Source organism: Afipia sp. MLSD5-FHT05B12 (assembly GCF_058793355.1).
The window spans coordinates 19,289-41,741 of sequence record NZ_JBXAFS010000016.1 but is presented as its reverse complement, the minus strand read 5'-3'; the positions used below and the strand labels follow the sequence as shown (position 1 = coordinate 41,741).

Annotated in this window: 20 protein-coding genes; 9 read left to right on the top strand and 11 right to left on the bottom strand. The window is 60.7% G+C overall.

The window, feature by feature from the left end:
- The first annotated feature begins 34 nt into the window (after nt 1-34).
- From AC1Q6J_RS18075 to dinB, 3 genes are read left to right on the top strand one after another with little or no spacing between them, the layout of a single operon-like run.
- Complete coding sequence (locus AC1Q6J_RS18075) at nt 35-484, top strand: hypothetical protein (RefSeq protein WP_492280586.1); 450 nt, start codon at nt 35-37, stop codon at nt 482-484.
- 3 nt (nt 485-487) lie between these two features.
- Nucleotides 488-1,213: an SOS response-associated peptidase gene (locus AC1Q6J_RS18070; RefSeq protein WP_492280585.1), complete on the top strand. Its 726-nt coding sequence runs from the start codon at nt 488-490 to the stop codon at nt 1,211-1,213.
- Nucleotides 1,210-2,313: a DNA polymerase IV gene (gene dinB / locus AC1Q6J_RS18065; RefSeq protein ID WP_492280584.1), complete on the top strand. Its 1,104-nt coding sequence runs from the start codon at nt 1,210-1,212 to the stop codon at nt 2,311-2,313. The genes AC1Q6J_RS18070 and dinB overlap by 4 nt, the downstream gene beginning before the upstream one ends.
- A gap of 283 nt (nt 2,314-2,596) precedes the next feature.
- Here the strand turns inward: dinB and ligD are convergent, their stop codons facing one another.
- Entirely contained in the window at nt 2,597-3,520 is a 924-nt protein-coding gene (gene ligD / locus AC1Q6J_RS18060) for a non-homologous end-joining DNA ligase (protein ID WP_492280583.1), read from the bottom strand.
- 264 nt (nt 3,521-3,784) lie between these two features.
- Here ligD and AC1Q6J_RS18055 point away from each other — a divergent pair, with 264 nt between their 5' ends.
- The 3 genes from AC1Q6J_RS18055 (at nt 3,785) to AC1Q6J_RS18045 (ending at nt 5,898) form a co-directional block, all read left to right on the top strand.
- A complete protein-coding gene (locus AC1Q6J_RS18055) occupies nt 3,785-3,913 on the top strand; it encodes a hypothetical protein (protein WP_492280582.1) in 129 nt (42 codons plus the stop codon).
- A 456-nt stretch (nt 3,914-4,369) separates the two neighbouring features.
- Nucleotides 4,370-4,963: a DUF6932 family protein gene (locus AC1Q6J_RS18050; RefSeq protein WP_492280581.1), complete on the top strand. Its 594-nt coding sequence runs from the start codon at nt 4,370-4,372 to the stop codon at nt 4,961-4,963.
- The gene (locus AC1Q6J_RS18045; RefSeq protein ID WP_492280580.1) at nt 4,960-5,898 is read left to right on the top strand and encodes a hypothetical protein; all 939 of its coding nucleotides are present in this window, start codon (nt 4,960-4,962) and stop codon (nt 5,896-5,898) included. Before AC1Q6J_RS18050 ends, AC1Q6J_RS18045 begins: the two co-directional genes overlap by 4 nt.
- A 12-nt stretch (nt 5,899-5,910) precedes the next feature.
- Here the strand turns inward: AC1Q6J_RS18045 and AC1Q6J_RS18040 are convergent, their stop codons facing one another.
- The 3 genes from AC1Q6J_RS18040 to AC1Q6J_RS18030 are packed head-to-tail and all read right to left on the bottom strand — an operon-like array spanning nt 5,911 to nt 8,758.
- Nucleotides 5,911-6,264: a ubiquitination-like system serine protease family protein gene (locus AC1Q6J_RS18040; RefSeq protein WP_492280579.1), complete on the bottom strand. Its 354-nt coding sequence runs from the start codon at nt 6,262-6,264 to the stop codon at nt 5,911-5,913.
- Nucleotides 6,261-7,664 carry a ThiF family adenylyltransferase gene (locus tag AC1Q6J_RS18035; RefSeq protein ID WP_492280578.1) on the bottom strand — a complete coding sequence of 468 codons (1,404 nt, stop codon included), beginning with the start codon at nt 7,662-7,664 and terminating at the stop codon, nt 6,261-6,263. Before AC1Q6J_RS18035 ends, AC1Q6J_RS18040 begins: the two co-directional genes overlap by 4 nt.
- On the bottom strand, nt 7,661-8,758 hold the full coding sequence (locus AC1Q6J_RS18030; protein WP_492280577.1) for a multiubiquitin domain-containing protein: 1,098 nt from the start codon (nt 8,756-8,758) through the stop codon (nt 7,661-7,663). The genes AC1Q6J_RS18035 and AC1Q6J_RS18030 overlap by 4 nt, the downstream gene beginning before the upstream one ends.
- 162 nt (nt 8,759-8,920) lie before the next feature.
- On the opposite strand from AC1Q6J_RS18030, the gene AC1Q6J_RS18025 reads away from it, so the two are divergent.
- The gene (locus AC1Q6J_RS18025) at nt 8,921-9,301 is read left to right on the top strand and encodes a helix-turn-helix domain-containing protein (RefSeq protein WP_492280576.1); all 381 of its coding nucleotides are present in this window, start codon (nt 8,921-8,923) and stop codon (nt 9,299-9,301) included.
- Between the two features lie 125 nt (nt 9,302-9,426).
- Nucleotides 9,427-10,233 (top strand): ImmA/IrrE family metallo-endopeptidase, encoded by an 807-nt coding sequence (locus tag AC1Q6J_RS18020; protein WP_492280575.1) that lies wholly within the window; start codon nt 9,427-9,429, stop codon nt 10,231-10,233.
- Here AC1Q6J_RS18020 and AC1Q6J_RS18015 read toward each other — a convergent pair.
- The 6 genes from AC1Q6J_RS18015 to AC1Q6J_RS17990 form a co-directional block, all read right to left on the bottom strand.
- Nucleotides 10,225-13,008, bottom strand: coding sequence for a phospholipase D-like domain-containing anti-phage protein (locus tag AC1Q6J_RS18015; RefSeq protein ID WP_492280574.1), 2,784 nt, complete (start codon nt 13,006-13,008; stop codon nt 10,225-10,227). The two genes, AC1Q6J_RS18020 and AC1Q6J_RS18015, sit on opposite strands and share 9 nt — an antisense overlap.
- 6 nt (nt 13,009-13,014) lie before the next feature.
- Nucleotides 13,015-16,002 carry an anti-phage-associated DUF1156 domain-containing protein gene (locus tag AC1Q6J_RS18010; RefSeq protein ID WP_492280573.1) on the bottom strand — a complete coding sequence of 996 codons (2,988 nt, stop codon included), beginning with the start codon at nt 16,000-16,002 and terminating at the stop codon, nt 13,015-13,017.
- Nucleotides 16,003-16,013: 11 nt separating this feature from the next.
- Nucleotides 16,014-16,595, bottom strand: a complete 582-nt coding sequence (locus tag AC1Q6J_RS18005; RefSeq protein WP_492280572.1) for an anti-phage-associated DUF3780 domain-containing protein — start codon at nt 16,593-16,595, stop codon at nt 16,014-16,016.
- A complete protein-coding gene (locus tag AC1Q6J_RS18000) occupies nt 16,592-19,729 on the bottom strand; it encodes an anti-phage-associated DUF499 domain-containing protein (RefSeq protein ID WP_492280571.1) in 3,138 nt (1,045 codons plus the stop codon). The genes AC1Q6J_RS18005 and AC1Q6J_RS18000 overlap by 4 nt, the downstream gene beginning before the upstream one ends.
- 17 nt (nt 19,730-19,746) lie before the next feature.
- Entirely contained in the window at nt 19,747-19,869 is a 123-nt protein-coding gene (locus tag AC1Q6J_RS17995; protein WP_492280570.1) for a hypothetical protein, read from the bottom strand.
- A 780-nt stretch (nt 19,870-20,649) separates the two neighbouring features.
- Nucleotides 20,650-20,898, bottom strand: coding sequence for a helix-turn-helix domain-containing protein (locus AC1Q6J_RS17990; protein WP_035651211.1), 249 nt, complete (start codon nt 20,896-20,898; stop codon nt 20,650-20,652).
- Between the two features lie 239 nt (nt 20,899-21,137).
- Here AC1Q6J_RS17990 and AC1Q6J_RS17985 point away from each other — a divergent pair, with 239 nt between their 5' ends.
- Nucleotides 21,138-21,512 carry a hypothetical protein gene (locus AC1Q6J_RS17985; protein ID WP_492280569.1) on the top strand — a complete coding sequence of 125 codons (375 nt, stop codon included), beginning with the start codon at nt 21,138-21,140 and terminating at the stop codon, nt 21,510-21,512.
- Nucleotides 21,513-21,540: 28 nt separating this feature from the next.
- Here the strand turns inward: AC1Q6J_RS17985 and AC1Q6J_RS17980 are convergent, their stop codons facing one another.
- The gene (locus AC1Q6J_RS17980) at nt 21,541-22,395 is read right to left on the bottom strand and encodes a relaxase/mobilization nuclease domain-containing protein (protein ID WP_492280568.1); all 855 of its coding nucleotides are present in this window, start codon (nt 22,393-22,395) and stop codon (nt 21,541-21,543) included.
- Between the last annotated feature and the right edge of the window lie 58 nt (nt 22,396-22,453).

The window sequence follows — 22,453 nt, the reverse complement described above, 5'->3', positions numbered from 1 at the left end:
CCGCCCATGCGCACTTGAAAACGAGGGCGTCCGGATGGGCCCGAAGCACCACCCGACGCCGTTATCCGGAGGAGACCGCAAGGCCCTGCAGAAGGAGCTTGGGAAGGCGCGGGCGATGACGAACATCCTCGCAGCGCAGTCGGCCGAGATGCGAGCCAAAGCCGAAAGCATGCTGCAGCAGGCCGATCGGCTGCTCTGCGAAAGCTGGAACGAACGGATGTGGTCCGACGGCGAGCCGATCGATCCATCGCCGACCATCGACCAGGCCGTGAACGGCGGCTTCCCATGGCTGGAGATCCGATGCGCGCGTTGCAAGACGCCGAGCGACGTCGACCTGGCCGGCATGAAACACCCGCCGACTACCTTCGTGCACGATCTCGCAAGCCGTCTGCGCTGCCGGAAATGCTCGAAAGCGGGCCGTCGTCCGTCGGCGACCCTGCTACAATTGGCCTGGCAACCGCGCCACCCTCGAACCGAAGCCTGAACGATGTGCAATCTCTACTCAATCACGACCAACCAGGCCGCGATCATCGCGCTGTTCCGCGTGGTCAACCGGTATGTGGGCAACCTGGCGCCGATGCCGGGCGTGTTTCCCGACTACAAGGCGCCGATCGTGCGCAACGGGCCAGGCGGCCGCGAGCTCGCCACGGCGCGGTGGGGCATGCCGTCGTCGTCTAAGGCGCTGATGGATGCCACCAAGAAGCGGGCCGAAAAGCTGCAGACCAAGGGCAAATCGGTCGACTTCAAGGAACTACTCCGGATGGAGCCCGACGGCGGCACGACCAACATCCGCAACGTGAAATCCAAGCACTGGACGCGATGGCTGGGAGTCGAGAACCGTTGCGTAGTGCCGTTCAACTCTTTCAGCGAGTTCAACAAGGCCGAGGGCGGCGATATCTGGTTCGCGCTCGACGAAAGCAGGCCTCTCGTGTGCTTCGCTGGGATCTGGACTCGCTGGACGTCCGTCCGAAAGGTCAAGGAAGGCGAGACCACCAACGACCTCTACGCATTCCTGACGACCGAGCCGAACGCGGAGGTCGGCGCGATCCATCCGAAGGCGATGCCGGTGATCTTGACGACGCCGGAGGAGGTCGAGACGTGGATGACGGCGCCTCCGGACGAGGCCTTGAAACTGCAGCGACCGCTGCCGGACGGCTCGCTCCGGATCGTCGCGCGCGGCGTCAAGGAGGATCCGCCCGGGCCGGTGGCGTGACCGGCGAGAACGACGACCAGGCGAAGCGGGCGCCTCGTCAGCGGAAGATCATCCACGTCGACATGGACGCCTTCTACGCATCCGTGGAGCAGCGGGACAATCCGGATCTTCGTGGCAAGCCGGTCGCCGTCGGCGGATCCCGCGAGCGCGGCGTCGTGGCGGCGGCGAGCTACGAAGCCCGGAAGTTCGGGGTCCGATCGGCGATGCCGTCGGTGACGGCGAAGCGGCAGTGCCCGGACCTGATCTTCGTGAAACCGCGCTTCGAGATCTACAAGGCCGTCTCGCAGCAGATCCGTGAAATTTTTGCGGAACACACGCCGATCATTGAGCCGTTGTCGCTCGACGAGGCGTATCTTGACGTCACGGAAAACCTGCGGGGAATTCTTCTGGCGCGCGACGTCGCGCTCGCGATCCGCGCCAAGATCAAGGAGGTGACCGGCCTCAACGCTTCCGCCGGCATCTCCTACAACAAGTTTTTGGCGAAGCTCGCCTCCGACCACCGCAAACCCAATGGCCAGTACGTCATCACACCGGAGATGGGACCGGCGTTCGTCGAGGCGCTGCCGGTCGGCAGATTCCACGGCATCGGACCGGCGACGAGCGCGAAAATGAATTCGCTCGGCCTCCACACGGGCCTCGACATGCGCAATCAGACGCTGGAATTCATGCAGGCCAATTTCGGCAAGGCCGGCGCATACTACTACTGGATCTCGAGGGGCGTAGACAACCGAGAGGTCCGCGCAAACCGGATCCGGAAATCCGTTGGCGCGGAGAACACGTTCTTCAGCGACCTCACCGACTTCGACGCTATGGCCGTCGAACTGCAGCCGCTGATCGACAAGGTGTGGGGGCACTGCGAAGATAAGGGTTCGCGAGGCCGGACCGTGACGCTGAAGGTGAAGTTCAACGACTTCGAGATCATCACACGCAGCAAGTCGGTACCCGCCGCGGTCTCGAGCCGGAGCGACCTCGAACGCCTGTCGATTGCCCTGCTGCGAAACGAGATGCCAATTCCCAGACCGGTGCGCCTCCTGGGGGTCTCGCTATCCTCGCTGCAAGACGACGAGCAGGACGAACCGCAACTCGGCCTGCCTATCTGAGGAAGCGGGTATGATCGGCATTTCAACTCTATCGGAGCGTGAACGCGACAAGACGTGCCCTGCTCTGCCCGGTGATTTGGGTGTCCCGGCACGGAGCCGTGCAGATCATGAGAGCCGCGAAACGCTGACCGACATGATGAGCTTGGACTAGTACATGCATGTCGCCGAGGCCTGGGACTACATGCCTGGAGAGGACAGTTGCCCCTTCGAACCAAAGGCGTCCGACTGGGGATGGTTCGAAGGCCGGATGGTCGCGCTCGAGCGGCGTGGGAGGCCGACGAACCTACTTCCGCTTGAGTCCCTTGAACGAGCTTTGCCTCAGCAGCCCCTCGGAAGTGATGTCCCGATACTCCACGTCCGCGACGAACATCGGCTCAACCCACGTGGCCTTCGGTTTCGTGACCGGCTTCGTCAGCTTCGATTTCGGGCTCACCACGGTATCAAGTTGTTCCCTGATCTGGCTCGAGACAGTTCTCGACCAGCCGGTCCCGACCTTGCCCATGTAGACGAGATCTTTCCCCTCGCGTTTTCCGAGGTATAGCGCAGCCACCCCGCTCGGATCCTTGACGAAGCCGATGACCGGAAATTTGCCCTTCTGAACGGTCTTGATCTTCAGCCAGCCTTCGCTGCGATCGGAACGGTACGTAGCCTGGGCATTCTTCGAGACTATGCCCTCGAAATTCAGCTTCGCGGCGTGTTCGAACATCTCCCGCCCGTCGCCTATCAGGTGCTCGGAGTAGACGACCGGAAGTCCGATGTCGTTCTCCCCCAGGAGATCGGAAAGCATCTGCTTGCGCTCCACCTGCGGCAGTTTCCGAAGGTCGCCGTCGCGCCAGAGAAGATCAAAGGCGTAGTAGACCAGACGATCCTGTTTGCCCGCAGCGAGTTCGGCCTGGAGCTCGGAGAAATTGGTGCGGCCCTCATGAATTACCACCACTTCCCCGTCGAGTATCGCCTGGCCGGGAATGTCCAACGCGCCGGCGATCAAGGAAAACCGCTTCGTCCAGTCCAACCCGCTGCGGGTGAACACCCGCTGCTTTTTCTTATCGAGATGGACTTGGACCCGGTAGCCGTCGAACTTAATTTCGTGGAGCCACTGGGCGCCGGACGGGGCCTTGGCCTTCAGCGTGGCGAGTTGCGGCTTGATGAATCCCGGCATGGCCGCCGGGGCGGCCGCCGCAACAACTTTCCGCGCACCCTTGGTCATTACTCTACTCAAAACGCCAGCTTATCTAGAAAACGTTAAGGAAGCAGGAGGAGCCCACGACCCAGAGCGTGCGCCGGGTGCCGCTTGTCGGCGGCGCAGGGGGCGGCAGGAGGGCTTGCCAGTATTCGCCGGCAAATGGCTCACCTGAAGCTGGATCGTCGATTCTAGGGGCGGCTACGGTGCAAGGCCGTTCCATCTGCCTGGCAGCGACATGCGTCACGGTGTTCTTCTGGAGCGTCGCGTAGTGTCGGATAGGATGGCCACATGACCAACTCTCCCGAAATCGAACCTTCGCGTCAGCCTCGATCCGGAAACCTTGTTGGCCCAGGCAAGGCCGCCCTGCTGCAGGCGATCGACGAAACCGGCTCGACGTCGACGCTGCGACCAGATTGACGATCGGTAGCCCAGCTGTTCCGCGCGCCCCGGACGGGGGCCGGCCGGCGGTCACGGCCGATGATGTCCTTCGCCCGATCGGCGACATGTATCGCTTGGCCTCGGCGGCGGTCGATATCGAGGCGGACGAACTGGCTCGCCGAACCCGGCGGGTTTCCGATCAGTTGCGGCTGCGCAGTCGGTTGTGGCGGCGCCGCCGCCAATCTCGGGCCGATACGGACCATCGACCGCCGAAGAGGTAACTGCCTTGTTCCGGCGATCATTTTGCCGGGGAAGAAGCAGAGAGCCAACCGCTTCGGAGTTGACGAGACGCAATTTTCACGAACAAACTGCTATGTGCAGTTGCAGTTGCAGTTGCGTCGGCGTTCCTTTCCACCAAAGCCTGTTCATTAACTTCATTCCCTGCAAACGCCGAAGCGGCCCGCTGCCCTAACCCGCCAGCCGACCCGGACGTTCATGCCTTTACCAGACTTCAACATCGACGGTGTACTGCCTCCCTTCGTGGGTGCCGATGGACCAGGCGGCCATTTCGACGATTTGTCTCCCTACAAGGTCTCGGTCCTCGACGTCGTTCAAGGCCTCGCCTTCAGTGACGGGCGGAAGTCGATCCTGCGGGGGTGGTTACTACATCGAAAGGCGCTGCGGGCGATCGGCTTCAATGACGGATTTCAGTGGATCGATGGAAGCTTTGTCGAAAAGGGCAAGGAACCGAAGGATATCGACGTCGTGATGTTCTTCCGACGGCCATCGAACGCAATGACCCCGATGGCGTTGGCGCGGCATCGACAGGCCAACCTCGCGGTATTCAGCAGGGCCCAAGTTAAAGCTGCCTTTCACGTCGACTTCATGCCGATTGATCTCCAGGGAACACCAGAGGTCCTGGTGGATTTAACTCGATATTACACCGGCCTGTTCTCCCACCGCAGGGAGAACTTCCTCTGGAAGGGCATGCTTCAGGTGCCGATGGACGGGTCGGACGATCAAGGCGCTTTGGATTTTCTGGGTCTTGAGCCAACGGTATCCAGCGCAGCAGTGGGATCCGCATCATGAGCACCGTTCGAAAGTTGGAACGAGACTTCCTGCGGGCGGACATCAATTCGGTCGATGCCTTGATGAAGCATCTTGGCGATGAAGATGTCATGGCTCGCTTCGGTCTCGAGGAGAGATTGGCGGAACTACAGGGTGCGTTGGCGGGATTGGAAGAAGCACCTCCGGAAACCTCGGCTTCGGCCGCTCTCTTCTTCGGCGGCAAGCCCGTCGTTGGGTCCCTCGGTATCGAGAGCGAATTTGCAAGCGCCGCGGTCGGGCAATTTCAAGATCTTGTTGCGAAGGTTCTCGCGCACGACACCGGCAACTTGGCGGAGCGCGGCACCGTACCTCGAAAGACGTCGTCGACACTTCATATTACCAATATTGTGCGAGGTTCATTCGGCTTTCTGTTGGAAGAGGTTCGGCCGCAACTTCAGATTTTGGATACGTCCTTGAAGACGGCTGTCGACGAAGCCACGCGACTTTTGGACGCATTCGGTGAAGAGGATGAGGAACAGTTCCGAACCGCGGTGGAAGACATCGATCAGCGTGTGCTCGGGACCACGCGCGATTTCTTCGACCTGATGCGCCGCAGCGGCGCGACGATGCGATTGGTCGCGGGGGAGACCGATCGAAGCTTCGCCGCGGAAGCTGTCGCGCGCGCTGCAGAGCGTGCCAAGACAACGACGATTGAAGATCTGGACGATACGGTAATAGGTCAACTCGCCGGTGTCTTGCCGGAGTCGCATCAATTCGAATTCAGAGCTGGCGCGGACCGCGGCACTATTCGCGGGAAAGTTCATCGAGAGCTGACGCCTCATCAGCTTGCGCTGTTCAACAAGGAATACGTCAACGTAAACGCCCGCGCGGTCCTGAAGGTCAAGCGCGTCCTGAGGAACGACATCATCGTCAGGGAAGGCTACACCTTGATGTCGATCGAGCCGACGTCGGAGTGAGACAGGCTGACGTTAGTCACACCATTCGACGCGTCCGGCGCGAAGCCAGAAATGCGATCGGCAACCGGTCTGAAGCCAGACCGAGGGGCGCAAGCTGGGGCGGCCTTTAGCGTCCGTCCTGAGGTCCCAGCGCGGTTTGGCCTCCGGAATCACAAGAAGCTCGATCTTCTGCCCGCAGCCACAGGGGCAATTGAGGCCGACGCACCAATCCTCTTCGCCTTCTCGCGCGAGCATGAGATCTCGCTTTGGCAGGCGCTCCGGCAGGCTGTCGCCCTCAACGATTATCAGGTGCCGGCGGGGACCGAACTTTTCCCTCGCGCGATCCCACGGTGTCCAAATCCTACGCAACCAAGGCGGGATTTTCATTTGTTGGATCCCTTCGGCAGACTCAGGATGGGCAAGCCAAGCAGGGGCTCCTTGTCGCCGCGTCCGAGAATTGGGTTGGCTGCTGAGGTGAAATCTGCTTCTGCCTGATATTCTTCACGACAGTCGGCCAGGCTGAACTCTGTCCGCGCATATAGCTGATTGGGTTCGAGACGAAACGGATACGCCCTGGCGATGAACTCGTTCACGCAGGCAGACGCAGCACGCATGTTCAGCGTGATGACGGACGGAGCCTGTTCCATCACCCCTTTGATGTAACCCGCTTCCAGTTCCTGACGGTGAGCATCCGGCGCTGCGGCTCTCAGGTACTCCGCTCTGAGGCTTTCCGGAGAATACACGCCACGATCCTGCAACGTCGAGCGCCCTGGCTGCACATAGTCGATACGCCCACAGACGTCGGCAATGGCGACGCCTTCGCCTTCCTTGGTCTTGCGGGTGGGAATAACGACTCCGACGTCAAACATCGGGATCAGGAATGCGCAGCTGATAAGGTCCGCGATTTGCCTCGCTTCCAAGGTATCGACACAGCAAAACAGGACATCGCACTGGCTCGCTGCGAGAACGGCCTCGCGGGTCAGGATCGAGGCTGGCACCGGGGAAGCGACACCCTTCCCTCTGTAACCGGCCACGGCGTCTGCGAACATCTCAACCTTCAAACGATGGCTTTCTGCATCGATCAGCGTGGAATTCAGGATGCGGTTCAGGTTCCGGAATTCGACTTTGTCGAAATCGATCAGCGAGATGTGTCCAAAGCCCAAACGTGCAATCTGTTCACCGCTGACCGAACCAGTGCCGGAGACGCCGATTACAGCGGCGGACAAGCGGTTGAGTTCAGAGGTCATGCCCGACGTGAACGCGATCGGGCGGCGGGTTGCTTGGCCAAGCATGGCATCGCTATCCCACCAAAACAGCAGGTCGTGACCCGCAACATTGACGAGATCCACCGGACGTCGCTGCAGGCTGCTGTCGTACAGGCGGGCACGGACTGCGCCGTCAGGCGTCATGATCGCGGTGCCGTGCAACTTGCCGAGCGCCTGAAACAGGCTTGGAATAACAGCCCGGTCGCTGGCGTCGTCGGCTCCGGAAAATGCGTATAGGCCGCCTGGATGCGAGTGAATGAGAACGATCGTCAGGTCGTCAGCTTCTGCCAGATCGATCGCCTTCTCCAGGTACGCGCCGGGCCAAAGGATCGAGTCCTTTTCCCGCACCTTGCACTCTTCGTCCGGGACCTTAAGGACTTCCCGCACCAAGAGGCGCAGCCGGGGTTCTGGCGTCTTCGCGCAAAGGAGGATAGCCGCCGATTCGAGACCGTCGCCCGGAAACAGGTGTGCTTTTACCAACTCGTGCAGCACACCTGGGAAGGTCAGCGTTGAAGAGGTCATTCGCCGATCTCTTTCGCGACGGCGGACTCCACCATGGCAAGCTGGGTCACAACATTGTCCACGGTGGGGTTCCACGGGCGGTGTCGGGACCATCCGTTGAACGGGGCTCCGCGAATGACCGCATTCTGATTGGCCCGGTCGATCGCCCTTCCCGAGGCCAGCTTCAGCGGCGGGTTCGTGTAGAACATATCGATCTGCGCGGTCGGATACGTCGGCGGGATAAGCAGGGCGAGGGCTACCGAGCGCGAGGTGTAACCGGCCGGCACCGGATAGTTGTTGATCAACAGCCAGCGGACCGCGCCCTCGATCACCGTCTCCCAGTGGTAGCCCAGCGAGTTGAGATAGGCTTCATCGACGTCCAAGACTGCGAATTCACGCTTCGGCGAAGCGACCGCTTCGCCGTTGTGAACGCCTGAGGGAGTCAGCCGGAGCTTTTCGATGCCGGGCGTCCGCAGATCAACGGTGTCGTTCAGCGTAACCGGCTTCTTCGGCTGGCCCTGAACGATGAGGAAGATCTGCCATCCCTGGTCCGGATTGAAACCTGCATCGATGAGAGCCTGCCTGACGACGATCGTCGGCTGATGCAGCTTCAGAACAACGCCCTGCACGTTCAGCTTCCACGTCGGCTTGCGGCTGACGAACGCTTCGATGCCGCCCTTGCCGAGGTCGATCAGGTCGCGGGCATCGATGACCCGGTACGGCTCGTCCGTCCTGGTGAGGAGCAGCTCGTCCTCGGGGCTCACCTTTCCGAGCCTGCGCACGACAGCACCCGAGATCAGCCGGCTGGGCCACTCGAAGCGCTCGCCGTTGACCGTCAGAAGGTAGAGCCTGTCGGTTTCCACCACCACAAAGCGACGATCGCCGCGGGTCAAATCGACCGTCTCGGTCGGGCGGATATCCTCGAGTTCGCCGTCCGGGAGGAAGTACAGCACCGTCGCCTGCTGCGCCCGAGTGAACCCGGCTGCGTGGGCGATTTGGGCGCCGGTGGGCGTCAGATCGCCGATAACCACCTGACGGAACACAAGATTTTGATCAGCGACTTCGATCGTGTGCTCCGCCACGCGGTATTCCGGAGCAGTTTCCTGGACGGTCATAGCTTTCTCCAATCTCCGGACGAACCGGCTTTAGGGTTACGCTAATATGACCGTGCTTGCTTAGTTTGTCAAGCAAAACTTAGCATGCTTGCAAAACTTAGCAAATAGCCTATGATTTGACTAGGTCGGGACGAGCCCGACCTCCTGGGGAATGGAGGATCAATGGCAGATGAGAAACTTGATGAACCCAATAAGGCCGAGAGCCTCGGGCGCTACCTGAAGAGCGCCAGGTTAGGAAGCAATATGACGCTGCGGGAAGTCGAGGAAGCTACCGGCAAAGAGGTGTCGAACGCCTATCTCTCGCAGCTCGAGTCCGGAAAGATCATGAAGCCTTCCGTGCATGTGTTGTACGCCCTTTCGACTTCACTCGGCGTCCCGTACGAAACGCTGATGGAGCGCGCGGGGTACATCGTTCCTTCCGGCCAACGGGCAGAAGGGCAGAAGCATGGAAAGGCAGCGACTTATTCGATCGACAATCTTTCCGCCGACGAAGAAAAGGAATTGCTGGACTACCTCAACTACGTGCGCTCGAAGCGGAAATAACCATGCGAAGGCCGGACGATTGCAACTTAACGCCCGGCCAGCTGGCCAACATCAGGAAAGAAGCCGAGCGCGCGCTGCGGGAAGCAGGCGCGCTCGGTGTGTTTCCGACGCCCGTCGATCGCATTATGACGGTAGCGAAGGTTGAAGAGGTGCCAGAGGATCTAATGTCACCGGGTTTACTTGCGAAAATCCGGTCGACCGCGGAAAACGCCGGCGGACTTTTGAAGCGCGCGCTTTCGAAGGTCATGGGGCTGTTTCATGCAAGCGCCGGCCTAGTTTACCTCGACCAAAGCTTGATCGAAGTAAAGAAGCGGTTCGTCCGTCTTCATGAATCCGCTCACGGTTTCCTGCCGTGGCAAAGGCCGCTCTACGCAGTCGTCGAGGACTGCGACAAATCTCTCGATGCCCACGCGGCAGACCTTTTCGATCGCGAGGCCAACGTTTTCGCATCGGAGGTCCTTTTCCAGTTGGACGCGTTCAGAGACATGGCGGAGGGCAAGCCGTTCGAGGTTTGGACGCCGGTCAGGTTGGCCAAGAATTTCAATGCATCGATCTACGCCTGTATGAGGCAATACGTGTCGAAGAACCACCGCGCTTGCGCCGTCGTTGTGCTCGACATGCCGGAAGCGATCGAGGGCGACGGGTTTCGCGCTAATCTCAGACGGCCGGTCCAGTCTCCGTCATTCACCGAAACCTTTGGCGACGACATGTGGAAGGCGTACTACACGCCGGCGGATGACATTGGCCGACTAATCCCTCAAGGCAAGATGAGATCATCCGGCAAACGAAACTTGGGACTTGTTGATCGAAACGGAGCCCGGCACGAATGTATCGCGGAATCGTTCACGCAACGACATCAGGTATTCGTGCTGATTCACTCTGTAAAGACGTTGACAGCCAAGTTTGCGCTGCTGCCCGGTTGGTCAAATTGAGATCGCGTCTGCCCGGTCGCGCTCGCCCCAGCCCCGCGACAGTCGCTTCTTGACGTCGTTCCGAGCCAGCACCTTCTCGCAGAGCTCCCATCGTTCGCCCTTCGGGACGACGTCGCCGGCGTAGCGCAGATCGAACGCATTGGCCCGGGCGCGGCGGTTGGTGTAGTTCTTCAATTCCGCCTCAAGCCTCTCTTCATCCTCGATCCAGTCGTCGTCGATGACGTCGGGCAACGTCCCGAAGATGTCGAAGCGGTCCTTCATGCGGGATGACAGCTTCGCGTAGACCTTCTCGTCGACAGTCGGTTGAGCCGAGCCGTGGTAGAGGAGATTGAGCATGTCCACGCGGTCTCGGCGCTGGCCGAACCGTTTGATGCGGCCGATGCGTTGCTCGAGCCGGGAAGGATTCCACGGAAGATCGACGTTGATTAGGGTCCCCAGCGTTTGGAGGTTCAGGCCCTCGCAGGCGGCGTCGGTGGCCACGATGAGCCTGATGGTGCGTTCCTTGACGGCTCTCTTGATCTGTTCGCGTTCGACACTCTTCCATTCGCCGTTGATGTAGATGCCCGACTTCCCGGCGCCGGCGTAGACCGCCACCGGCTCCCGCGTGAGCCGCCCGGTCAGACCCTCCGCAATCCATTTGGTCGTGTCGAAATACTGGCTGAAGATGATGCAGCCGAGTTCCAGCCACCGGCGTTCTTCCAAGAAGTACAGCACGGCGTCGAACTTCGGGTCCGTGGGATGGGGTGACAGGACGTCGATGATGGTCTGAAGGTGCCGACGCTCCTCGTCGATCAGGCTCAGGCCCTCGTCGCCCAGCTCGAGTTCGAGCTCCTCATCCTCCAGGGACCGGCCGGCGAGCAGCTTCTCGGCGGTAGCCAGGCCGCTGGCATAGCTCGAGCACAGCCGCTGCAGCATCAAACTGCGCATGAAGCCGGCCGACTTCTTCCGCTTGCTGAGCACCTTGGTAAATTTGTCGGCCGCCTCGTACGCCAGGTCGAACGCGTGCGGCGTCGCAAGACCCAGACCGCTGAACATCGGTGGCATGTGGGAGCCTGGCAGCGGATGGATGTCGACCGGAATTCTGGGAAGCAACCCCATGCGCTCCAAGGTCGACCGCTTCCGCAGCACCACGTGCCGCACCACCGGGTTGTTGCGCTGGAAGAAGCCGAGGTCGCCCTTCGGTGTCAGGACGTCGTCTACGAACTGATCCCGGCAGAACGCGTCGTTGATGTCGCTGAAACTGGCCTGGCTGACGAAACGGCTCGTTGGAAGCTGGATCGCCTCTCGGACGAACCCGAAAATCACCTCGTTTTCGGCCGCTGCGGGCAGCGGGTTGCGGAACAGCGACCACGCCTCGCGTTCGGTGCTCACCTTCTCCTTGCCGGTAATTACCGGGACGGCCTTGTCGGTGGACCGCCATTCGCTCCAGGCGTCTCCGATGACCTGTTCAGCCCCCATCCCGAGGATCTTGAGAAGGTCCCACATGTCCTCGACATCGGTCTGGATCGGCGTCGCCGTGCCCAGTAGAACGTGCCGCGCCCGCTTGGCGATCTCGAACATGAAGTCCAGGAGGTTGTTGGCGATGCGCTCTTTCTCCGCCGGGTCCTCTTTGCCGCGGGCCCGGTGCGCCTCGTCCAGGATGACCATCCCGAACGACTTGGACATCAGGTGCTTCCGCTCTTCCGTGTTGTGGAAGATCAGGCCGGTCGACACGAGCGCGATCTGGCGTGGGCACTTGACGACGCCCGCAGCGCCGATCGACGGCATCGGGATCTCGTCCGGATCCAGCCGCCAGGCTTTTTCGGTCGAAAGCCACACCGCCGAGGGGATGTTGAGGCGGTCTTTGAGCTCGATCTGCCATTGAGTGGTGAGCGTCGCTGGACACAGGATCAGGACGGGGCCGTCCCCCAGCAGGGCCGAGACCAGGGCGGCGCCGGCGAGCGAAAGGGTCTTGCCGACCCCCACCTCGTCCGCGAGCAGGAGGCGGACGCCGCCGTAGGTTTCGCGGTGTTCCAGGAACAGCGAAACGAACGCCCGCTGCCAGGGCATCAGCTCCTCGCCCTTGCGGTAGATGTCGGCTTCGACCAGGGCGGCCGGCGCCACCTCCGACGGCTTGAGGTCCGCCAGCTGGACCTCGACCCGCCGGGCGCTGCGGCCGATCTCCTCGATGATCGCGTCAGGCAGCGGCTTGCCCAGTTCCCAGAGGTAGTCGAATTCGTCCTCGACCCAAGCGACCCCGTCGGCCGAGGTGTCCTCCCAGACGAATTCGTAATTGGCCGACCAGCCTTCCCGGGTCTCGTTAAGGCTGCCCATGAAGGCCGAGGACGTCCCGTCCGGACGGTAGATGACCCCGGCCTTGCCATGGACGAAGGGCGCATGCTTCCGGGAAACCACACGGATCTCAACGTTGCCCCGGGTCAAGATGTCGTACAGCCGCTGGTACCGCGGCCGGCGGAAGAAGCTTTCCACGGCGTCGTCGACATCGTTCCACTTCTCTTTGAGGAGCTGCTCGCGGGCCTTTTGAGCGGCGTCGATGTCCAGCTGATCGAGGTCGGAATTGCAGACGATGCGTACCTTGCCGATCGCTTCGATCTCCTCGTTGATGAGGTCGAATATCGAGGACCGGAAGTAGCCGGCGATCCGGCGATACTCCGAAGCGCCCTTGAGCTGATCCTTCAGATAGACATGGGACAGCCGACCGAGCCTGGACGAAAAGCGCTGGAGATTGCCGCCTCCGACGAGACTGGTGGAGCGGCCCAGCGAATTCACGTCCATCGTCTGTTACCCTAGGCGTTCATTCCGGATCAGGCCGTGAAGGATACGCGCTGCGCGTGATTCTGTCTCGTCCACAGCCTCCCGCTTTCGGGCAATGTACTCCGCGATCGCGGCCAGGTCGTCGCGCTTGTTGTGGTAGCCCGGCAGCAGATCCTTGAGGTGGGAAAGCACGTCGTCCCCCTCCACGTCGTTTTCCAGTTCGAAGATGGCGTATAGCGCCGCGCGGGTCACCGAAGGACCGAACTCGGGTACTTCGAAGCTGTTTTTCTTGAACTCTTTCGCTGTTCGTAACCGGGCCTTGTTCGGCTCCATGCTCCCCATTAGGGCGCCGTAGTCGCTCACCCGGAATGCCTTCGCGAAATTCTGGTAGTTGTCGAGCTTTCGGAGCGACGTAGTCTCGATGTCCATCATCTTAAAATAGAAGCGCTCCGCACCCGTCAGGCTCTCCCAGAGCTTCGGAGCCATATTCTCGGGTACCATGTGCTCATTCGCCACCTGAACCGCAAAGTCGATGATCTCGCCGACCAAGTTCTTCTCGCCCGTGCGACGGGGCCGGAGAGCTTCCTTCGTCATGTCGGTGCCGTCGATCTTCTCGTACTTCGTGAGCACGCGTAGCGCGGCCGCATAGCCCGCCATCTGAAGATCGGCATCCTCGAAGAGGTTCTCGATACGGCCATGGCCCTTCATATGTTGATTCAGGCCGGCCATCGTATCGATCTGATCGGCAACCTCGGCCCGCACCTCCTGCACGATCTCGTCCTTGTATCCGGCCTCGCTCCCTCTGCGCTTGCGAGCGACCAGAATTACGGTGCCTTGGACGTATCCGCCCTTCTTGAGTTCAGAAGTCGTTTCCGTCGCGATGTACCAGGCGGCAACTACCTGCAGGCCGGCCCCCCAGAATATCTGAGCCATGTCCGCCCACACGGCGGAGGACTGATGGGTGAACATCACGATCTGCAACCCAGACGACGGCATGTGATCCGTCATGGTCCGGTATGCGCCGACCATGTTATGCCGAAAATCTTCGCCGTCGCCTTTGATCGCGACGGGACGACGAGAGTCCCATGTCCACTCGGGGAAATCCTTGCGGCCGATGCCCCGTATCCACGAAATGAAGAATTCTGTGATCTCGTGATAGTTGACCGCATCCGCATAAGGCGGGTCAGTGATGTAGACGTGATTTTTGGCCTTAAGGTCGGATACTGAGTGGGACGCCACCGTACGGGTGCTCGTCAACGGAAACGACTGTACCTCGGACGTCAGAAACAGATCCTTGATGAGAAAAACCGACGCCCGGCTTGAGTAGTTCCAGAATGTGTTTAGCGCCTGATTGTAGAAGACGTGGTTCGGGAGCTCTCGAGGCCCGCCCAACTGCTTGCCACGCGCGTCTTTCCTGGCGGCGGAAGTGATCCACTGACACATCTTGCTGGCATGATTCAGCACCGACGGGACGGCGACCAACAGCGACGGGTCGTCGATATTCTTCAAGACGGTTGATAGAACGATGTAGTCACGCGGGGTAAAGAGATGATGCCAATAGGTCCATCCGCGCTCACGTAGGAGTCGCGATGTTTCATCGCCGGCTTCGATTTTCATGTCCGGAACGAGACCGGCGGCTTGCCATGAGGAAAGGTTTTTCGAGACGATCTTTTCGACCTTTCTCTCGACTTCCAGATCGTGATCCGTGGGAGCCGCAAAGAAGGTCTCTTGCCGCGTCTTATCGAGCGAATCCTTTGCGATCCACTGAATGCAATAGAGTCTTTCTTGGAACATGTCGGCAAGCGTTGGCTTGAATTCTTCCTTTTCCCAAAGCCGAAGACTGCTGGTTTTTGACCCATCCGCAGCCCGACGATCGCCTCTAATCGTCTTGATGGGTGTGGAATAGGTTTCGCCATCGAGTTCATAGACCAGGCTTCCGTCCCGAACCGTCCCGAGGTCGGCTTTTTCCAATTCCTTGTCGGAAACTCCGGCAACCACTTCGATGTTGAACCGCTTATTGGCGTGATCGGGGACCAGACGGCCAATCACGTTCCTCGACTTCGAGATTGCCCAAGTTGTCGACATCGGGACCATCCACTGAGTCTGTGGGCATCTCGTTTCAAGACAATAGAGGTATGCCTTCGCACGATCGCCTGCAGCGTTGAACTCGATGCCAAGCGAGGCCAGCTCTTTGTTGACCTTGGCGGCAAGCTTTTTCTCCGCCCTTCCGATCTCAGCGCGACGTTCTTCGTCGGCCCCGATCACGTTGAGAGCGCCCCACGTCAGGGTGCACGCGATGGGGTTGAGATCAGAAGCGTATACGTCGAGGCCCAATCGAGCCGCCTCGAACGGAATCGAACCGCCGCCGCAGAACGTGTCCGCGACTCGGACCCGCTCGCCAAATCGCTGCTCGCCGATCTCGTTAAGGAGTTCGGCGAGATTCGTCGCGTTGGTGCCGAACCGTGCGTTGATCTCCTTGAGATACGGTCCTGTGAGTTCTTCTTCCTTCACTTCTTCCGGACGCAAGAGCTTGGCGACCCTGGTTGCATATGGCATCCGCAGCAGGATCGCAGTCATCAGGGCTAAGCGTTCGTCTCGCGGCATCGGAGCGAGGCGCTTCTCCGACTTTCCGGTGAGATCGATCGCTTCGACAAGTGCGGCGACCTCGGCCGGAGTGCCGTAAGCCTCGATTTCTTCGACCGAGAGCGGAGTTTTGAACCGCTGCGGGATCTGCCTGTCGCTCATTCCCATCAGTATTTCGAAGGTCTCCAAGTCGGCGACATCGTCGCCGGTGGACGGCAACAACGAGGCGAGAACGCAGGCTCGGACCAGGACGAGAGGCTTCCGTCCCTTCCAATAGGACCCCAGCCCGGTCAACGTCTGACCGAGATTGGCCTTGCGCTCCTTTTGCGCCTCGACCGAGATCTTCTGTGCCGGCCACACACGCTCGATCAGGGAGACGGTATCCTTGAACGAAAACGGCACGATCTTCGGCTTCGCGACCTTGGCGTCCATGCTCACACTCTTCACTTCATGCGCTCGAACAAAGGGAGGAGGGGGCGTTCCTCCGTGCTTTTCGGTCGCTTGGCCCGAATGGCTACGACCTCTTCACCTGTCGGATTCTCGGTCAGCGCGACCCGCAGTGCCTTCCGCCAGCCCACGTCAACGTCCTGCGAGGTGCCCGTCATCGACGCCGCCATGGCGAACAGCCACCAGCGCTCTTCGGGTTTCAGCCCGCTCCAGTTACGGATCGCATTGGGAATCGTCTCCTTTGGCGCGGACTCGATCGCCCACAGCAAGACACAGAGTTCACGGCCGAGAAGCCGCTCCACCTGATTCTTGCCGCTTTTCCACCGGCTGGTCGTAAGCTTTTTCTCCTTGAGACGGTCGTTCAGCACGCGCTCAAGTTCTTTGCGGACGCCGTTCCAGGCATCCTGTCCGATCCGACAGCGCTCGATCGAATCCGGCACACCGCTGGAGCCGCCGGCCAGGCCGAACTGTTCGGTGATGACGACCGGGTTGGCGCGTGCCGCTGGGATGTCGACCACGAAATGATGTGGGTCGATATCGTTCGGGACGCCAAAACCTGTCGTCTTACGCTCACTCACGATTGTTCAACCTCATCCGGACCGACGGCCCATCCGACGGTCGCCACAAACTCTTCCATCTCTCGGCCCGTCTCGAAGTGCACCTCCGCAAAGCCGATCTCGGCCTCCGCCGTGTCGTTGCCCAGCGCGCTGCGGCCGGCGCCGAGAAACGCTTCCAGTGCGTCGGGCGCGAGAATGGTCTGCGGCCCGAAACGGGTCGTGGCGTTGACGTCGCCCTGCCCCACCGTGACGGCTAGGCTGCCCTTCAGTTTCGCATGGGCAACCTTGAGCGCCTTGAGCGTCGAAAATACGTCCGCCGTCGAGGCGATCTTCTGGCGCTTTCTGACGACGACGGGCTTATCCGGATCCAGCTGGATCGCGCCTGCCGCCACCCGCCTGACGGTGAAGATCTTTGACGTCTCGACGCCGGCATCCTCGGCATAGGCGTACACCTTCACCTCGTCGTCCCCGTCGATTGAGATCGGGCCGGTGTATGGCTTGCCCTCGCGCGCATTGGTGCCGTCGGTATTCCAGCGGATGGTGCCGCGCGGCTTCACGGTCAGTGCCACGGTGCGCTTGCCCATTACTTCCTTCGGCTCGAACGTGAGGGTCAGCGTGTTGGACCACTTCACCGGCTCTCCGGTCTCGTGCTTGCCGTCCGGATCGACAGCCAGGAACCAGAGGACCGTTTCGTCGCGCTCGCTGATGAGATCCGGAACCACTGGGGATTTAGCCGAAACATCGCTCGTCGGGGCCCAATGGATGCGCCCGTTCGGTCCGGCGTCGGTCGGCGTCAATTCGATCGTCGAGGTGCCGGTCTGCTCGTCGTAGCCGCGAACCACGTACTTGACCGACGTCTTTGCCGCCGGGAACGGGCCCTTCTCGATGTACCCGTCGCCGCTGTCACGCCATTGCCCGGTGCCGAGTGCAGCGCGCTTAACGTCCTCAAGACCGCGCGGCGGCAGCCATGGCCAACGGACGTTGCAGATCGCCCGCTCCTCGACGTCCTTCCAGCGCGTCTTCCGTTCGGTCGTTCCCCACAGAAGGTCTTCGGCGCGGGCCCGCAGGCTGGACGTGACGCCTTCATCGGCCAGATCGACGATAAGCTTCGAGGCGCCGGTGGCGCTAAGGGCCTCCTCGACCGCCATCTCGCCGTCGATGGTGGTCGGGCCGCCTTCCTTGCTGCGGCGTTCGACCAGCTTCAGCGCTGCGTAGGCCAAGCCTTCCCCGCCCTTCGGCAGCCGCGCCGGATAGTAGACGCGGTTGAACAGGTTGATCAGCGTCGAGTTGAACTCGAACTCGGCCGTTTCGGTCTCTTCTTCGAGCTCAGCCAGGTTCGGGGAGCGCTCACCACCATCCTCCTGCAGCACCTTGGCGGTGGCCCAGATGCGGCGGACCTTGTCTTCCAGCTTGGCGAGATCGGTCCCGTCCCCGGTGACGACGCAGAAGTTGTTCTTCTCCACGATGGCGTTGAACAGCCGCTCCGCCTCTTCCGGGGGTACCCGTTTGTCCGGACTGAGGACCAGCAGAAGACGGTCGCCGTTGGTCTTGATGTCCTCGATCTTCGGCAGAGCCAGAGCCTGCGAATACGCGTTCTTGCGCTTCGGTTCGAACACCAGCGCCAGCCGGCGCTCCATCTCGGCGTCGATCTTGGGCTGTGCGGCAGTAGCGGCGTATTTCTCGATCTTCTTCTTGAGGTTCTCGTTCTTCGAGAAATACCACGCATCGTTTTCCTTGCGGTGCAGATACCAGCATTCGATACGCAGCTTCTCAAACGCCTCGTCGAACTCCAAGGGCGAGCGCAGCGGCGCCACCAGATTCTCGACGACCTGCGATTTGCTCAATCCTTTGACGGCATCGCTCGCCTCCGACAACGACGACAGCAGCAGGAGCCGGGCAACCTGGCTCGCAGCGTCGCCGTCGGTCTGGTCGTCGATGGTCTGGGCGTGCGCCCTCTCGGTGCCTGTCCCCGCGATGTCGTGCGCGATCGCCCCGGAGAGATCGTAGACGTTGATGATCACGTCGCGGACGTCGGGCTGCGACAAATCGATGTGCTGGCAACCGACCAGGAAGACGTCGTTCGCCGGCCGGTTGAGGGCGGACTTCACCATCAGGGCTGCCATGGTCATCAGACCGCGGGTCTGGCGGAAGCGTTCGTTTTCCTTGAACAGCGCAAGGATGTGCTTGAACGAAGGGTGGAAGGGATAGCTCGCCGCGATCTCATCGGCGATCTGGGTCGCCGACTTGGCGACGGTCTTCGATTTGACGGCGTCGGAGATCGCGTCGGAGAACGCAGTCGCAACTGAATCGACCACCTTGGAATTCGGCGCGGCTGTCAGCAGCCGGGTCCGCAGGATGCTGTAGATTTCATCCGATCCAAGTTCGACCGGCGTGATGCCCTTGGCCTGGCGGCCGGTCTCGTTCTGGAGATCCCGGGTGGCCTTCGCCACCATCGCGGTGATTTCCTTGGTGGTGTTTTCGTAGGCCCCCGACAGGTTCGAAATCACGATGCACAGCCGAGGCAGCTTGAGCGCCGCGGACAACAGGTTCGAGACCGCGTAGGTCGTGACGTCGGCCAAGGTGCCGCCGCCGACGTTCTGCGTGATGGCGTTCCGGAAGTACGGCGGCAGCTCGTCGAGCAGGATCAGGGTCGGCGCGTCGCCGATCAGCGATATCCAATCCTTCTCGTTCGGCGCCACCGGGGCGCCCTTGTAGAACTCGAGAAACTGGTCGGCCTTGCCCAACTGGGTGGCGATGTCACCCCACAGGTGCTTGTCCCGCGAGATCGAGCGTCCCGAGATGGCGACGACCTGGGCCGGCTCGGCTTTGATTCCTTGGGTAATGTCGGCAGCGACCTGGCCGAACAGCTTCGGGTTCGCGGCGAGATAGCCCAAGGCCAGCATCGAGTGGGTCTTGCCCCCGCCCATCGCCTGTTTGAGCTCGAAGACGGCCTGTCCGGAGGTGCCAGCCAGCCGCTGCAGGCCCTGTCGCAGCAGGGTCTTCATGCCGCCAGTAACGAAGGTCTTGGCGAAGAACGCCTCGGCGTCCTTGGAATCGTGACCGATCAGATCATCGAGATTCTCGATCTGGTCGCTCAGGGCGTAGTCGATCGCTTTTGAATCGAACTTGCACGCGTCCTTGACTGTCTGAAGCATCTTCCCCCACCCGCCCCTTACTTCTTGCCTGCGCGATGACGCTCCAGCCATTCCTTGGCGGCCTGTTCCATCACGTCCGAGGCGGTCCGGTCCAAGTCGAGCGCTCTTTGCTTGATCGCTCGAATGACGTCCGGATCCATGGTCGTCAGGAATTGCCTCTTGTCGCCTTGAGGGGGTTTTCGGCCCCTTCGCGGAGACGGTTTTACGTCCGCCATCACCCTGCCTGCGTTGTGCAATCTGCGGAACGGTCCCATGGGTTGCGGGCTGCGGCAAGGGACTGGGGCGAAAGCTTTTCCCGTTTCCCCGACAATCTACCAATCCCCACTTTGCCCATCCCATTGCCAAAACGGCAGAATCCGCCGCTGCAGGTCGCGGACCCTATATAAATATAGATATAGGTATATAGAAACCTATTGCACCTTTTTGTTCTGTTGATAGCGTTGTGTAGGGCTTGGGGATGGCGGGCTTCGTGCGGAACTGGCATTCCGACCAATGGACCGAAATCCTGAGGTGTCGTTATTGTACGCTGACCGGCGTGTCTAGCCTGTCGCAAGACGGCACCGACGCGGTAGTTATCAGTATCCTTCCAGCGGGCTTTGAGGCCGTTTCTTCTGAATACGGTGATACACTGTGAGGCCTGCAATCGACCGGCGGGGACAAGTTTGAAAGGTGCAAGGTCACTCAATAGCCGAGGACGACCAGTCGGCCTGCTGCGATAACGCCCGCTGACGGGGCCTTGGCCCATGATGAAAGACGACCAACCTACGCCCCGCCCTGCTCATCATAGCTCATCCAAGGGGTGAAAGCGCGCTGCATCGGATCAAGAGCGATCCGTAGTTTGCAGGTGCGCTCACGATTCAAACGGTTTGCATCCGCCGATGCGCTCTTTCTGCTACCTGGTAACGAAGTGAGCCTTGCAATTACTGAGAACGAACCGACGCGCGAAGCTTTTTGATTGCATCGATCGGATCAAATCCAATGGCCTCTGCAAGGTCCAAAAATTCGATGACATCAATGCGCCGCTGGCCACTTTCGACCGTAGCCACAAAAGATTGATAGCGCCGCAATCGTTTTGCGAGCTGAGCTTGCGTCAAACCCGATTTCTTCCGCTGCTCAATAAGCAGCGCGATCAAGGCCTTTTGCCGAGGAGATCGGAGTGTTCGTGGCATTTTCTGCCCCAGAGACAAGGGGGCAGACAAATAATCGGATTTACAGATTATCTAAAAAGCAGATATCATGTGATCTGACAGTCGTCCTTAGTACCGTCCCAAAGGGATCGTCTCGGGAGAGGTCTTCCGGTTCAAGAATTGATGTCTTCAACGCATCGCCGCTGCCTGCTCGGCGTTAAAGCTTCGTTTGTTTCAAAGTGGCATCTAGTGGCTCAACATTCTATCGGGAGAGAAAGCCATTGAGCGACCAAGCCGATCTTGAAAAGAAAACCATCGAGGCGCTGCGGCATTATCGCAAGGCCCTCGCCACTGTTGAGAGCCAGGAACAAGCGGAAGCTTCAGCGCAGCGAGCGCTGACGCGGATGCTCCCCGGTCTTGAACGCGCAATTCTCGAAGACTGTGCACCATCGGTCAAAGACAATCTGGTTCAAACTGGCGTGGCGGCGGTCGCGCGATCGAACGAAGCGTGGGACGCCTTGAGCAAGGCCACGACGACATTGGAGGTAGCCCGCCAGGCCTTGGTCGCCCTGGAGCAGCAACTGGGATATATTCCAGGTGTATCGAAGGTTGCGGCATATTCCAGGGCCATCCGGTATAGCCCAAATAGTGGCTAACCGATTTCAGGCCCAGACCCGCGGTTGGCTACTTGCTGCGTTCGTTGCCTCGCGCATCACCGCGCTGGTCGGCATCGACGCCCTGCTCCGCGCCGCGACGCCGGCTGGCGGCAAGCTCCGAAAGCTCCTTCTTCAACGCATGCCGGCGGGTTTCGACCGCGGGCATGTCCTTGACGAACTGACGAATCTGCCGCGCGAGCGCGTCATCGCGCGCCGTCCCAGAGCGCTGCAGCTCAGCCGCGTAGTCGAGATATCGCTGCCGGATCGCGTCCTGACGTGACCGGATACGGGCATCCCAAGGTCGGTCGGTCGTCTTGCCACCCCTGACCTCGCGGAGAACCTCCTCCCGCGCCAGCCGATCGACCACGGGCGCAATCTTTCGCTTGCGCAAGGCCAGCACCGCCCCGCGGTCGGCTTTTCGAATTCGTCCCCGGGTTCGTCGCGGTGTTGCCTCCGCCGCGATCCCACGAAGCCGAAGCTCTCCGGCAAACCGTTCGCGCCAGGCCTGAAGGTCTGCCTTACGTGGGTTTAGACGCCGGCCGTCATGGCCCAAAGACTGAACGGTCAGATGGACGTGGGGGTGTTTGTCGTCGAGGTGCTGGACGAAGACGTAGTCGTGATTGCACCCGAAGGTTTCGATCGCAAACGCCCGCGCCGAATCCTTGACCGCAACCGCGTCAGTTCCCGCCGGCATAGACAGGATGATGTTGATCGAAAGCGATCCGTCGCGGCGGCGCTTGTTGTCGAGAGCAGCATCATCCTCCCATCGTTGCTGCAGATCCTTCAATCCGGACCGGCCCGTCATCGCCGCGCCCTGCTCTGTTTCGGCGTCAAGTTCGCCGTTCCGGGTAATATAGGCGAGGTGCGATTTGAGATGCGCCACGCTCTTGGTGCGGCCCGTGATCTTGACCATCACCTCCGGCACTCGGTTCACGATGCGT

Excerpts from the sequence above, each read along its gene's own strand:
- AC1Q6J_RS18075 (WP_492280586.1), top strand. The coding sequence starts at position 35 with ATGGGCCCGAAGCACCACCCGACGCCGTTATCCGGAGGAGACCGCAAG.
- ligD (WP_492280583.1), bottom strand. The coding sequence starts at position 3,520 with ATGACCAAGGGTGCGCGGAAAGTTGTTGCGGCGGCCGCCCCGGCGGCC.
- AC1Q6J_RS18020 (WP_492280575.1), top strand. The coding sequence starts at position 9,427 with ATGACGGTAGCGAAGGTTGAAGAGGTGCCAGAGGATCTAATGTCACCG.
- AC1Q6J_RS18055 (WP_492280582.1), top strand. The coding sequence starts at position 3,785 with ATGACCAACTCTCCCGAAATCGAACCTTCGCGTCAGCCTCGATCCGGA.
- AC1Q6J_RS18050 (WP_492280581.1), top strand. The coding sequence starts at position 4,370 with ATGCCTTTACCAGACTTCAACATCGACGGTGTACTGCCTCCCTTCGTG.
- AC1Q6J_RS18040 (WP_492280579.1), bottom strand. The coding sequence starts at position 6,264 with ATGAAAATCCCGCCTTGGTTGCGTAGGATTTGGACACCGTGGGATCGC.
- AC1Q6J_RS17995 (WP_492280570.1), bottom strand. The coding sequence starts at position 19,869 with ATGGATCCGGACGTCATTCGAGCGATCAAGCAAAGAGCGCTCGACTTG.
- AC1Q6J_RS17990 (WP_035651211.1), bottom strand. The coding sequence starts at position 20,898 with ATGCCACGAACACTCCGATCTCCTCGGCAAAAGGCCTTGATCGCGCTG.
- AC1Q6J_RS18070 (WP_492280585.1), top strand. The coding sequence starts at position 488 with ATGTGCAATCTCTACTCAATCACGACCAACCAGGCCGCGATCATCGCG.
- AC1Q6J_RS18030 (WP_492280577.1), bottom strand. The coding sequence starts at position 8,758 with ATGACCGTCCAGGAAACTGCTCCGGAATACCGCGTGGCGGAGCACACG.
- AC1Q6J_RS18000 (WP_492280571.1), bottom strand. The coding sequence starts at position 19,729 with ATGCTTCAGACAGTCAAGGACGCGTGCAAGTTCGATTCAAAAGCGATC.
- AC1Q6J_RS18045 (WP_492280580.1), top strand. The coding sequence starts at position 4,960 with ATGAGCACCGTTCGAAAGTTGGAACGAGACTTCCTGCGGGCGGACATC.
- AC1Q6J_RS18015 (WP_492280574.1), bottom strand. The coding sequence starts at position 13,008 with ATGGACGTGAATTCGCTGGGCCGCTCCACCAGTCTCGTCGGAGGCGGC.
- AC1Q6J_RS18025 (WP_492280576.1), top strand. The coding sequence starts at position 8,921 with ATGGCAGATGAGAAACTTGATGAACCCAATAAGGCCGAGAGCCTCGGG.
- AC1Q6J_RS18035 (WP_492280578.1), bottom strand. The coding sequence starts at position 7,664 with ATGACCTCTTCAACGCTGACCTTCCCAGGTGTGCTGCACGAGTTGGTA.
- AC1Q6J_RS18010 (WP_492280573.1), bottom strand. The coding sequence starts at position 16,002 with ATGGACGCCAAGGTCGCGAAGCCGAAGATCGTGCCGTTTTCGTTCAAG.